Annotated in this window: 11 protein-coding genes; 1 reads left to right on the forward strand and 10 read right to left on the reverse strand. The window is 48.8% G+C overall.

What is annotated here, in order from left to right; translation table 11 throughout:
• Window positions 1-185: 185 nt before the first annotated feature.
• Window positions 186-359, reverse strand: coding sequence for a hypothetical protein (locus tag ACFQ03_RS03790; RefSeq protein WP_186328416.1), 174 nt, complete (start codon window positions 357-359; stop codon window positions 186-188).
• A 339-nt stretch (window positions 360-698) separates the two neighbouring features.
• On the opposite strand from ACFQ03_RS03790, the gene ACFQ03_RS03795 reads away from it, so the two are divergent.
• Window positions 699-1,373 (forward strand): DUF2642 domain-containing protein, encoded by a 675-nt coding sequence (locus ACFQ03_RS03795; RefSeq protein WP_379286177.1) that lies wholly within the window; start codon window positions 699-701, stop codon window positions 1,371-1,373.
• A 65-nt stretch (window positions 1,374-1,438) separates the two neighbouring features.
• On the opposite strand, the gene ACFQ03_RS03800 is transcribed toward ACFQ03_RS03795, so the two are convergent.
• The 9 genes from ACFQ03_RS03800 to ACFQ03_RS03840 form a co-directional block, all read right to left on the reverse strand.
• Window positions 1,439-2,806, reverse strand: coding sequence for an ABC transporter substrate-binding protein (locus ACFQ03_RS03800; RefSeq protein ID WP_379286155.1), 1,368 nt, complete (start codon window positions 2,804-2,806; stop codon window positions 1,439-1,441).
• A 125-nt stretch (window positions 2,807-2,931) separates the two neighbouring features.
• Window positions 2,932-4,869 (reverse strand): FAD-dependent oxidoreductase, encoded by a 1,938-nt coding sequence (locus tag ACFQ03_RS03805; RefSeq protein WP_379286157.1) that lies wholly within the window; start codon window positions 4,867-4,869, stop codon window positions 2,932-2,934.
• A 92-nt stretch (window positions 4,870-4,961) separates the two neighbouring features.
• Entirely contained in the window at window positions 4,962-5,333 is a 372-nt protein-coding gene (locus tag ACFQ03_RS03810; protein ID WP_379286159.1) for a DUF2304 domain-containing protein, read from the reverse strand.
• Window positions 5,330-6,061 (reverse strand): glycosyltransferase family 2 protein, encoded by a 732-nt coding sequence (locus ACFQ03_RS03815; protein ID WP_379286161.1) that lies wholly within the window; start codon window positions 6,059-6,061, stop codon window positions 5,330-5,332. Before ACFQ03_RS03815 ends, ACFQ03_RS03810 begins: the two co-directional genes overlap by 4 nt.
• A gap of 15 nt (window positions 6,062-6,076) precedes the next feature.
• Entirely contained in the window at window positions 6,077-7,291 is a 1,215-nt protein-coding gene (locus tag ACFQ03_RS03820; protein WP_379286163.1) for an ArnT family glycosyltransferase, read from the reverse strand.
• A 485-nt stretch (window positions 7,292-7,776) separates the two neighbouring features.
• Window positions 7,777-8,853, reverse strand: coding sequence for a sensor histidine kinase (locus ACFQ03_RS03825; RefSeq protein WP_144934956.1), 1,077 nt, complete (start codon window positions 8,851-8,853; stop codon window positions 7,777-7,779).
• Between the two features lie 31 nt (window positions 8,854-8,884).
• A complete protein-coding gene (locus tag ACFQ03_RS03830) occupies window positions 8,885-9,577 on the reverse strand; it encodes a response regulator transcription factor (protein WP_379286166.1) in 693 nt (230 codons plus the stop codon).
• 156 nt (window positions 9,578-9,733) lie between these two features.
• On the reverse strand, window positions 9,734-10,078 hold the full coding sequence (locus tag ACFQ03_RS03835) for an EamA family transporter (RefSeq protein WP_144934950.1): 345 nt from the start codon (window positions 10,076-10,078) through the stop codon (window positions 9,734-9,736).
• A gap of 227 nt (window positions 10,079-10,305) precedes the next feature.
• A complete protein-coding gene (locus ACFQ03_RS03840; RefSeq protein ID WP_144934947.1) occupies window positions 10,306-11,313 on the reverse strand; it encodes an alpha/beta hydrolase in 1,008 nt (335 codons plus the stop codon).
• Window positions 11,314-12,320 lie beyond the last annotated feature (1,007 nt).

The raw sequence follows: 12,320 nt of genomic DNA on the forward strand, positions 1-12,320 counted from the left end.
ACGCTGCTTTTTCTTTTGCCACATGAACAGCCCCAGTGCTTTTTCTTTCGGTTCTTGCCACTTGCTTTTTTCTTGCTTCCCCAGCAAATTTTGGACATAGACATACTCCCCCTACGGTTTAATAATGTAGATTAATCAAACGATAGCTTGCATGGAATCAATGGGATGGCCGCTATCGCTCGAATCTACTTCTCGTATGCAGGCTGCGGGTGTGCAGCTATGACGGGTGTTTCCAAATAGAATGACTCGGGTTGAGAAGGCGGCGGGTAAGGCTCCGCTTGCCATTCCGCGACTCCGGATGGCTTCAATAAATAATAGATTGAAACCCCTGCCGCCGTAATTATTATTAATAGAATCAACTTATTTTCCCCCTTTGCTCCTTAATCCCTGGCTGTCTTAAAATCAGGGGACATCGGTTCTTCTTCTCTAACTACCGCCTTCCACATATCATTAGAGGTTAATCATACTCCATGTTTATGTATAGGATTTATCCCTTGCTTGAGCGTTACGCCCGATGATAGAGAAAATCCACTTCTATCTACTAACGTGTCTGCCTCTTTTCAGCGCATCTACCACTTCTATGGATCGAAGCGGATTTTATAGAGAATAGTTGGACATCCAGTCCTTCTACTCTATGAGATACATATACTTGTAGTAGAAATAAACACTAGTGATATTCGGAAGGAGGTTGTTACTTGATGGGTCACCTTCATTCTCTCGTCGGTCAAACGGTTGAGCTGGAGATCTCGGGAAGACACAGCCCAATACAAGGGACCCTGGTGGATTTGGGAGATGATATCCTCGTTATTCATAACCGTTCATTGCAATTTCTATATATTCCCCTTCTGCATCTTAAGACTATCCGGCAGGTTTTGCTTATGGGAGAGGACATCGTCCCTGTTCCAGGGGAAGCCCCTTTTGACAAACAAGCCGAAACCATTTCTTACCGTAAAATACTGATGAACGCCAAGGGTGTTTTCTCAGAGCTCTATATTACCGGGAGCCAATCCATCCACGGTTACCTGACCAGCATTATGAATGACTACTTCGTCTTCTATTCTCCGGTGTTTCATACAATTTACATTCCCTTGCACCATGTCAAATACTTGATTCCTTATACGACCGGTTCCACCCCTTACTCCCTTCATCACGAACGTTTTCCGGTTAAGCCGGCAAGCCTGACATTATCCCGTACTTTCGACCAGCAATTGAAGAAGCTGGAGGGGGAATTCGTGGTTCTGGATCTCGGGGAGAATCCCAGCAAGATAGGGCTGCTTCGGTCGGTGGATGCTCCGACATTGGATCTGGTCACGGCCAAAGGGGAAACCGTAGTTCTTCATATGGACCATATCAAAACCATCCATCTGCCTTAACGAAAAAAAGAAAACCGGCCTCATCCATTACTGGAGAGGCCGGTTTTCTTCGTGATAAAACTACCTTACTCTTTGGCTTGATTCAGTTCCGCCTGACCTTTCTCTTGAATATCATTCAGGGCTTCATCCACGCTCTTCTCGTTCTTCATTACCAACTCCAATTCCTCACGTATCATTTGGTTCAGGGAGGATAGGAAGGCTGCCGGCAGCTTATCATAGTTGCTGTACAAGGAAGTCTCCTCCGGCTTCAGCTTATAGAAGGCCTGGATATTCCGGTCCTCCGGATCTTTAATATATTCGGTCCGGACCGGCAGGCCATTATGACCCAGCGATCTGGATATGACCCGCGCATATTCATCTCCGCTAAGGTATTTAATAAATTCCCATGCTGCACGGGGGTTCGATGTTTTAGCATTGATGGCAAAAATTTGATTAAGCGAGAAGAAACTGCTTGAATCAGGGTTGCTTGGATCTACAGGGACCGTCACAATGCCCCAATCCGGCATCTTGTCCTGCAGCACATCTTTCGCGCGCTGAAGATTTCCAAGCGCATAGAAATAGTCCACCGACATGGCAGCCCGGCCGCCAATAAACACCTGCTCCTTAAAATAGTCTTCCATCGTATAGAATGATCGCGGACCGGATTCCATCTCTTCCTGATGCAAAGCCCCCGATTGATAGGCATCAAGCACCATTCGGAAGATTTGCCTCCAGCTATCCGTATTTACGGTTACGGCCATACTGTCGGGATTGACGTAGGTCTGCCTCATCGTTTCGCCAACCATTCTTATTGCGTAATCCGGAGTCGTGTAATTCCCCAGGCTCAACCCGTAAATTTTCTGACCATCCTCATTGGTTCCCGGAAAACGCCCGGCCAGATCGAACACTTCCTGCCAGCTCATCTGGTCCCGCGGCAAGGGAACTCCTACTTGTTGGAACAAATTCTTGTTGTAGAACAAGGCTTGTCCGTTGAAGGTCGGGGACATTCCATACAGCTTCCCGTCACCTCTAGACTTTAGATAGTCAATAACGCCCGGCAGAATGCCGTCCAGATCAAAATTGCTTTGTTTAATCAGGCTGTCCAGATCGGTTAAATATCCTTCGGCTGCGTACTTCTCAAATTCATCGTCTGACAGCATTAGAATATCGGGTTGATTCTCTTCAATAAATTTTCTGAATTCTTCTCTGTAATCGGTATCCGGCTTATAAATTCCTTGTGTTGAAATTACCTCGATATTGATATTCGGATATTTCGCATAGAACAGGTTGCCGTAGGTCTGGAAGAAAGATTGCTCATCATAGTACATCACTTTGATGGTAGCCGTTTCTTCTTCCCCCCACTCTTCGGTTTGCTTCCCGCCTCCCAATGTACAGCCTGACAATAGGATTGCGGATAATAGAACAAGCCATCCGCCTCTCACCCACCGCCTCAAATTTCTCACTCCTCCCAAAGAAAATACCATATACAAGTAATAATAACATAATGTCCCATTTAATCTGCTTAATATTATCTTAATTCTCTCTCATTCTCCCATCCGGGCGGCGTTCATTGCGCTGATCACAACTGTACATCGGTCAGGCTTTCTATCGTATCTTTAAGCAGCATGAAGGCTTCCCCATCCGTTAGCTGCTCCGGATCGGCGACAAGATCCACTGTGGCCTGCGTAATGATTGACTTGTTCAACAAATCATTGATGGCCTGTTCCCGAGTGGTTTCCAATCCGGCGGCTTCGGCTATCGTCAAGCACGCCTGCTGCAGACTAAGAGGCTTCTTGGCAGGCTCCTCCACACCCTTCAAGGCCGTATAAGGGTCACCCGGCAATTGCTTGGGGAACATCCGTCTGGCCCCATTCATCTGATTAACCATGCGCTGGGCATTGGAGGCCCGATCCAGATCGAACGCTTGGTTGCCGTAAGAGCCATAAGCCAATCCCATATAAACAGCAGCTTTAAGTCCGGCATAATTCTTATGCTTCATGTATGGCTGAGGCTCCAAGGTATAAGGCTCCAGCTCCATTCCTTGTTCATTCAGCCGCTTCTGGAGCTCTTCAATCAGCGGTTTGGATGCGGCCATCTCACGGAAGGTGACGCCGTGCTCCTTCGCTAATTTCGCTGCAGCTCCGGCCGCCTGACCTTCGGCCATTCCGGTCGGGATGACTCTCGCACTCCCATGGGCCAGAGTATCATAGCTGGCGGACCGCCCGACCACCAGCAATCCGTCGACATCCTGCGGAACAATGCTGCGGAACGGGACGGCATACTTCATCGGATGTACAACAATGGCGCCGTCATCCGAAGGCGAGGTCCGCTGAATATCCGCAGGATAAGAGCCGAAGGCTATGCGATCCCATTGGTCGCGGTTTTCCAATAAATCAATAATGCTAAGCCGATATAATCCGACCATATGTCGTGTCTCACGAACGTACAGCTCCGGCGCAATGGCATCCAGCTCCGCATTCTCAAATTCTTTGTACTGCTTGAGGTATTCGACCACATTCGGAATTTCCTGCCTCGCCAATTCCAATCCTTCCTCGCGAGATTCCGGATCCAGCCCGTCAATGTTGAAGATGTGCAGCGCGTTGATCAAAATCGTACCGTCCCGCTGCCGGCCTATGTTCAGACCGCGCATTTTGGTCCGTTCGTTATCCAGCGGCAGATAGCCGCTCATTTCCTTCCCATATCCCCATGCGGACATTTTGCTGACGCCGGTATTGCTGTCTCCGTCACCGTTCAAGCGATCGGCAATCAGCTTCCAGGCTTTGTCATCCATATTCTTCAGGCGGAAAATAGCCGTCACCGCCATCCGCGAATTCGGGTCCCCTATATCCTCGCGGCCCATCGTGAACTCCACCCCGGCAGCCGCGGCAATGTCCGCATCCTGCGTCGCATCGATGACCGACTTCGCCAGAATGTCCTGTGTCGATCCGTCCGCTTTCGTCACCGTAATTCCCTCCACGGCCTTCGCGCTTCCTTCGGAAACGATCGGCTTGACGTCTTGTGCAGACATGTAGAGATCGATATTGCTCTCCTTGCTCACCAAATCGTAGAAGGCGTTGGCCGCAGTCGTCACATCAAAGGAATGGCCTTCTGTTTTTTTGTACCATTCTCTAAAAATCCCTTTGTTAAAATAATCCTGCTCCTGACCGGGCAAGGGCTTGCTGGTCCGGTCCCAATTCATGTCGATACTGTTCAGCCATCCGACCGTCATCAGGCCTCCCAGTATTTCACGCTGCCGATTTTCGATCAGCAAAGTCTTCGCACCATTGCGCGCAGCTGAAACGGCCGCACTGATTCCTTCCGGGTCGGTACCGACGACGATGACATCATACTTATCCTGAAGCTGTTCCACCGAAACTACCTGCTTGAGCTCCCTGCCCGCAGGCCCTGCTGCTGGAGCCGGAGTTTCTGCTTTTCCTTTAAAATAAAACCAACCCGCACATGCTCCCAGCACGAAAACCAGGACGGCGGCAACCATAAATAATTGTTTTTTAGACATAGTGCACCTCTTATTTTCTGTAAGTTTAAACAACTGAACACACGGTGTGCCTGACTGATGTCTTCTCTGTTTGCTCTTCGTCAACGGCCAGGCTATTTATTCTCCTCCTGCCCCCGGCCTTCTTCCAATTGTCGCAGCCTCTCCTCATAGAGCGCCGCCGACTGGGCCAGCCTGGTCGTCCGTTCGGTTAAGCGGGATACCGCTACGGTTAAATGTAGCAAGATGAACAATATCCCGAGAACGGCCAACACATACAGCAGCGAAGGAGGGTACGAAACGTTAAGCCGGACAGCCAGCCAGTCCAGCCCGTACGGAAACAGGGAGAGGACCATCATGACGCCGCTTAATGCCAGCCATAAGAAGGAATACTGCTCCTTCAGCTTTTTTAACCGGACCAGCCGAAGGATGGCGATCAGGAAAGCGAAGCTCAGTCCGAAACAAAGATAGAAGATATAAGCGGTCATGATGGCTGCTCCCGCCCGGCCTTCCACGAATGCGAAAGGAAGATTGCCAGCGTTACTTTAATCATGTAGTACATCGACTTGAGCGCTGTGATGCTCGATTTTCCAAATGCCCGGCGGCGCATCGTAACCGGGGTTTCAATAAACCGGAGCCCGTGATTGTTCAACAGGATGAGGGACTCCACCTCGGGATAATCCGTCGGATATAATTGCGCAAACAGGGAGATCGCCCTTCTCCCGCATACGCGAAATCCCGACGTGGTATCCGTCGCCTGATGTCCGGTTAGCCTGGAGACAAGAGTCGAGAGGAGGCGAATGCCGATCTTCCTCATCCAGGTCGATTGATACCCTGCCTTGTCCAGAAAACGGGAACCGATCACCATATCCGCCCCGCTGTTGACCAGGTCGCTCAACAATTGACGTAAGTCCGCCGGATCATGCTGACCATCGCCGTCAATTTGCACCGCAATATCGTAGCCTCCGTTCATAGCGTGCAGATACCCTGTCTGAACAGCGCCTCCTATGCCCAGGTTATAGGGCAGATTCAAGACCGCTGCTCCGGTCAGCAGAGCTTGCTGCAAAGTGTCGTCCCCGGAGCCGTCGTTCACTACGACAATATCCGCGTATGGGGCATGGACCCGGATATCTTCTATGACGGCTTTGATTTGTTTCGCCTCGTTGAAGGCCGGCACTATAATCAACACTTTCAAATTATGAGAAGAGAATGACATGAAGCATCCCACCCTTTATCCTTCGATTTTGGACATGTGAAGCCTCCGCTTGGCAGACAGCCATTGCCAAGCCTTCACGCCGACAATGCAGTCGATCATAATAATCAGAGGCATCGTCATGACGTTATACCGGTATTCCGGTACAAAACCGAGCCGAATCAGCGTCATCGCCGCTATGATAACGACCAGCAGAGTCGGCATCTGCCTCCAGCGGAGGAGAATGGCAACCGCAGCCAGCACTCCCGGAAAAAGCAGGGCATGATGAACCCTATCCGGATGGACCCCGGGAATGACATTGTAGAAAGGCTCGTGGCCTCCGCCGTAATAAACATGCTCATAGAGGTACTGCAGCTTGCCGGCGGTGTACCATTTAACGAACAGCCACGGTTGGGTCGAAAATCCGGTCTTCAACCTTTCCCAGGCCACTTCCATCTCGGTTTTTCCGGCTTCATCCACCAGTCCGTCATCATAGTTTTTGTACGGGTAGGTTCCGGCTTTGAACGGATTGGCTTGGGTGGCGGTAATCACCCATTCGTCCAGCGTCACCGCATTGCGTATCCACCAGGGCATAAGGACAAGCACCAGGCCGATTAAGGATAAAGCAAACAGCTTCAGAACCTCTCTCGTATTCTTCTTCCAGAGCCAGTAGAATAAGTAATTAACGGCAATCAGGGGCAGATATTCCGGCCGGACCAGAACCGTCAGACCCAACAGGATACCCGAGGCCAGAGCCATTGACACCGTTGGAGTGCGAAATACCCGGATCTGGGCCCATATGTGTGAAAGCAGCAGGAAGATACCGAGAACTTCCGTAAGGATGGCTCCGTTCGCCCATACGAAGGGCGGATAGATGGCGGCCAGGAATGCTGCGGCCAGACCGCCTGCCGCATTGGATAACTGGCGGGCGATACTGTACATCAGCCATACGGACAACAGGCTGAGCACAACCTGGGCCATCCGGATCCAGGGCAGCGGATCGTTCAATTGGTAGACGGCCAGCCAGTAGATCGCCGCCATGAATAGGGGATACCCCGGTGTTACCTGAGCATTCGGGCTGGTATCGTTATAAGCGTAGACTCCTTGCTCCAGAAGCTGCCGGACCATGAGATCATAGTTGATAGAGTCATGGGGCATTTCATGCGCGACCGACCGCAGGAAGTCAACCCGCAAATAAGCAGCCAGCAGAAGAATGGCTATTAACGCCATCAGAATGATTTTGGATCGGTTCATGGATTCATCTCCTACAGGAAGACTTGATGGCATTAGTATACAAGCTACTTATTAATGACTCGTTTGCTCCCTCTTATCGGGCGCTTAAGTAATCCTTAACAAAAATTAATAATTGATGGCACCCGAAAATGATTCGAATATCCCTTCGAGGCTCCATCCCTCACCGTAACGGAACTCAGCAGCCTTATTTCTTTGATCCGGCGTCTTCACTAAAATGTAGCGGAACTCAGAGCCTCTATTTGAGAAATCAGAGGCAAAATCCTCGCAATTTGAAGGCAATAACGTCTCTCAGTTCCGCAAGAATTCGAACTCGGCCCTTTGTCGCCCAATAACGTCTCTCAGTTCCGTAAGCCGATACCCATGCTTTGCAGGATAGGCTCGATATCGTCTATTTCCTTCCACATTTTCTATTCCTGTAAAAATAAAGCCGCCCGGCTGCCCGGACGGCTTTTCTGTCGACAATAGTTATATGAATAAAGAGGGTGTTAGGAGATAAGCGGAAATCTGGTTTCGAACACCGTTTGTGCCCGGCTGCTTTCAACCGTTATTTTGCCGCCGTTCATCTCTACAATGCTTTTGGTAATGGCCAACCCCAAGCCGGAGCCTCCGGACCGGGAGGATCTGGACTTCTCAGCCCGGTAGAACCTGTCGAATATACGGGGGAGGTCCTTCTCGGGAATGGGTTTCCCGTAATTAATGATTTGTACGACGGCTTCTTCCCCGTCCATACTGAGCCGGATATCGACATATTTCCCGTCCCGGCCATAACGAATGGCATTCGATATCAGATTCTCGAAGGCCCGCACCAACTGATTGCCGTCCGCCTGGACAGACAGCTTCTCGCTGCTCGCCATCATGCGGTAGGTCATCCCCGCCTTGGTCAGGAGCGGATTGAATTCTTCCGCGAGCTGTTTTAACAACCCGTTAAGATTTATGACCTGGGTCTCAAGCTGCGGCCCTTTGTCATGAATGGACGTATATTCAAACAAGTCGTCGATCAGCTTCTTCAATCTTAATGCTTTATCATACGCAATATTGGTGTAATAACGAAATTCGACTTCATCCTTGTAGCGGTCATTCTCAATCAATTCCAGATAACCGAGAATCGAGGTAAGCGGCGTGCGCAGATCATGGGAAACCCCCGTAATCAACTCATTCTTCGTCTTCTCGGCCAACCTCTCCTCTTCAATCGATTTCTTCAGCTGCTTGGTCATAGTGTTGATGGTTTCCGCGACCATCCCCAATTCATCCGATGATTTGGCGACAATCTCGTAAGACAAATTTCCCTTGGCTATCTCTTGCAATCCTTGAGTAATTTCCTCCAGATAACGGATAATTCTCTGGCTTAGGAGGAAGAAGAAGAACAGGAAGAGAATCCCGCCGCAGACTACCATAACGGGGATAGAGCCAATATTGTGCACCACCCACCTAACCGTGGAGTTATGAATCAGCAGGAGGGCCAGTTGATAGCATAAGAAAACAGTAATAGCCGAGAATGCCACGCTGAGGATGAATACAAATATAAACTTCCAGCGAACGGTGCGAATGAATTTATTTCTCATCTGGATCGCCTCCGGACCCTCCCCTCTTCCGCTATTCGATGGTGTAACCTATCCCCCAAACCGTCTTGATGTACTGAGGTTTGCTCGGGTCCTTCTCAATTTTCTCGCGAATTTTGCGAATATGAACCATCAGCGTATTATTGGCCTCAAAAAAGGGCTCGTTCCACACTTCCTCATAAATTTGCTCCATGCTCAATACGATTCCCCGGTTTCTGGCCAGCACCTCCAGAATGGAAAATTCTCTGGGGGTTAATCTCACTTCATTCTGGTCCACGGTCACCTTATGCGTGGCAATATTGATGACTAAATCATCGATGATCATCTCGTTATCGTTCTTGGACGGCGACACGTTGAGCTGCCTGTACCGGCGGAGCTGCGACTTGACCCTGGCCAGTATCTCCAGAGGACTGAAAGGCTTGGTCACATAATCGTCCGCCCCTATGCTCAGTCCGGTAATTTTATCGATTTCCCGGCCTTTGGCAGACAGCATTATGATGGGCATATGCTTCTCTTCCCGGATTTTCATACAGGCTTGAATCCCGTCCATGTTCGGCATCATGACATCCAGAATAATCAAATCAACATCATTCGTATTTAATAGCTCCAGAGCCTCTGCCCCGTCGCTGGCCTTCAACAGGCGGTATCCTTCATTTTTCAAATATATCTCCAAGAGGTCAATAATTTCCTTCTCGTCATCCACAAGAAGAATCGTCCCTCCGAACATACTAAACCCTCCTCAGTTCCGATCATTTATCCGTCTAGGCGTCAGGCGGATTCTCCCACTAATATAGCATTCCCATTATACGATATCTCTTAAAATATTCTTAAGGAGATAGCTGGAAATCGAATCGGGGCCAATTTCGAAAAACTCGGATGCCCATTATCTGGAAACGATATAGACTCCAACCAGAATAATGGCGATCCCCACCCAGCGCGTAATCGTGATCGTTTCTCCGAAAACCGGACCGGCCACAAGCAGCGCGAGGACATAGGCTATACTCTGAAGCGGATAAGCAACGCTTAAAGGTAATCGTGACAGCACGACAAACCATAACACCGTTGCCGTGCCGTAAAGCGCCAATCCTCCGTAGATGTAGAACGAGGTCGCTAATTTGGTCCAGATCAGCCCGCCTGCTTTTTGAAGTCCAAGCTTGAATAAGGTTTGACCCAGGACCAGCAGGACAATGTTGCCTAACAATATCCCGTAGCTCGTGAGATTTTTCATGCGAATCACCCGTTTCAATAATCTGTGAAATCTCACTTAATATAGCACTCTAGCTGCAAGGGATCCCTTAAAATATTCTTAAGGGAGACTGTTAATATAATTGTCCAACGCCAAAAAGGCCGCCTGTTAAAGTCAGCCCTCTTGGTCATCCGATTGTTAAATTATGTGCCTATATTACACCCGGAATCGCCCGTAACCTTCCGTTCCGGCAATATTCGCTCATGGAATCATACCGTCAGGCTGTCCGGCCGTATAATTTCCTCGAGAAATTGAAACGTTCTGCGCAAATATTCCTCAGGATGGGTGCGGAAAATCATCTCATGAGGGGCATCCGGCAGCAGCCAGAGCTTGGTCCTGGGCTCATCCTTCTGATTCTCATAAAACCGGGTTATCGTTTCATAAGGGGCCTTATCGTCCTGTTCGCTATGAACCAATAAGATCGGTATGGGATAGGACGTCTGATTCACCGTCCGATAGGGCACTTCCTTGAAGCTATGTCCATTAAACACGGGAAGAAACATGCTGACCAAGGCAATGGATGGGAAACGGGGAAGCAGGCTGGCCTGCTGCTTGATATTGAAAAACATCGTTTCCGGGTCCAGAATAAAGGTGCTGTCCAATATCATTCCATCAATCAAGTCGGTATTAAGAGCCGCTTGAAGGGCTGTACCGGCTCCCATGGAGAAGCCCCATATAAAAACGTGCTCGGCCCCCCTTTGTTTCACATAGTTAACCGCTCCGAGAAGCTCCTGAGTCTCAACGATCCCTCCGGTAAATGGCCGGTCCGGGTGGACAAACCCATAGTCAAACATCAGCACATTATATTGGTGCCGATTGATTTCGGCCGCCAATTCGTAGCTTGGAACCCAAGGCTCTTCCCGGTTCGTTCCGTACCCATGGGACAAAATGACGGTGGTCGCGGAGGAGCCCGGAATAAACCAGCCATCGACTATCCGCGATTCATTGGCACTGGGGAATTGAACTTCCTCATAAGGCAAGCCGACGGCCTGCAGGGGATTTGACTGTAGCGGAGGGATAACCGGTCTGGCCAGAACCCATGCAATATAAGCGTAGAAACCAAGTACTGCACTAACAATGACTATACCAATCAAGGACAGGCTCAAATATAGCCACTTAAACCGATTAAAGCGATTAGACCGATTAGACGAAACCGTCGGACTGGTAGCGCTTTCAGGAAACAGGGGTGTTGATGAAATAACCGGTGTCGAGTTCATGTTGTCGCCTCCCGTAGTATGACATGATGAAAAATTATGCGAATAATGAATTTATTTCATTATACTATTTAATATTTTCGACAAATAGTACTTTTGGATTACATGATTATTAAGCTTATATTACAGGGACGTAACAAACACAAACGGACACTGATGGAATAAGACAGCCCGCATAGGCAGGGATTTAAGGGAATCTCGTCCATAAACCTATAGTTCATCTTGGTTTAATAGAGGTATGTGCCATGTAAATGAGATAAGATTATATGCGGAAACTGTACCATATATTACTGATTAACCCATTAAAACTAATCTTTAGTCTAAGTATTTTGTCCTACTCCGGTTTTGTCCGGAGAACAGCCCGTATCTTCCGTATCCGGAGGATGACTTGACAAGAACATCACTTTGCGGCCCGCCTGACGGTACCGCTTGAAGGTACCGGTGACATCTTTTCCGGAAGGGACGTCTACCTTGAAAATTCGTCTGTTTTACCGTCTGCAGGCATCGTTACAAGCGGAGCGGCACATCTAACTGTATTTTGTACAGGTAGATTCAAGCGAATGGGCGAAAATGATCAAACTAACTGGATAAACTACAGTTAAAATGGGCAACTTTGGGCGAAACGGCTGTTTTGGCGCAAACTAACTGTAGGTTTTCCAGTTAGTTTCCATATTTCTTCCGAATATAGAAATCTAACTGTATGAAATCCAGTTAGTTTTCAAATTTCACACTATTGAAGCAATTCAACTCTATTCTACCTTGAAAATCCACCCATTTTCACAATCTGATGGTGCCGCGGCCAGAGGCATGGGGGTCTAAATGCAAAACTACAGTTAGTTGGCTCCTCTGGAGCGAAAAGGCGGAAACTAAGTGGAAAAACTGCAGTTAGTTTGTACAAAAAAGGCGATTTCAGCAAAAAACCTTGATTCTAAATGTATTTTCTCCACGGCCCCCTAACGAAACTGGAGTCCTACCCTACAATATATTATTGTATTTCTTAGGGAGGCGAC

It is taken from the genome of Paenibacillus residui (genome assembly GCF_042677205.1).
Taxonomy (GTDB): Bacteria; Bacillota; Bacilli; order Paenibacillales; family NBRC-103111; genus Paenibacillus_L; species Paenibacillus_L residui.

Excerpts from the sequence above, each read along its gene's own strand:
- ACFQ03_RS03795 (WP_379286177.1), top strand. The coding sequence starts at position 699 with ATGGGTCACCTTCATTCTCTCGTCGGTCAAACGGTTGAGCTGGAGATC.
- ACFQ03_RS03805 (WP_379286157.1), bottom strand. The coding sequence starts at position 4,869 with ATGTCTAAAAAACAATTATTTATGGTTGCCGCCGTCCTGGTTTTCGTG.
- ACFQ03_RS03810 (WP_379286159.1), bottom strand. The coding sequence starts at position 5,333 with ATGACCGCTTATATCTTCTATCTTTGTTTCGGACTGAGCTTCGCTTTC.
- ACFQ03_RS03815 (WP_379286161.1), bottom strand. The coding sequence starts at position 6,061 with ATGTCATTCTCTTCTCATAATTTGAAAGTGTTGATTATAGTGCCGGCC.
- ACFQ03_RS03820 (WP_379286163.1), bottom strand. The coding sequence starts at position 7,291 with ATGAACCGATCCAAAATCATTCTGATGGCGTTAATAGCCATTCTTCTG.
- ACFQ03_RS03825 (WP_144934956.1), bottom strand. The coding sequence starts at position 8,853 with ATGAGAAATAAATTCATTCGCACCGTTCGCTGGAAGTTTATATTTGTA.
- ACFQ03_RS03830 (WP_379286166.1), bottom strand. The coding sequence starts at position 9,577 with ATGTTCGGAGGGACGATTCTTCTTGTGGATGACGAGAAGGAAATTATT.
- ACFQ03_RS03835 (WP_144934950.1), bottom strand. The coding sequence starts at position 10,078 with ATGAAAAATCTCACGAGCTACGGGATATTGTTAGGCAACATTGTCCTG.
- ACFQ03_RS03840 (WP_144934947.1), bottom strand. The coding sequence starts at position 11,313 with ATGAACTCGACACCGGTTATTTCATCAACACCCCTGTTTCCTGAAAGC.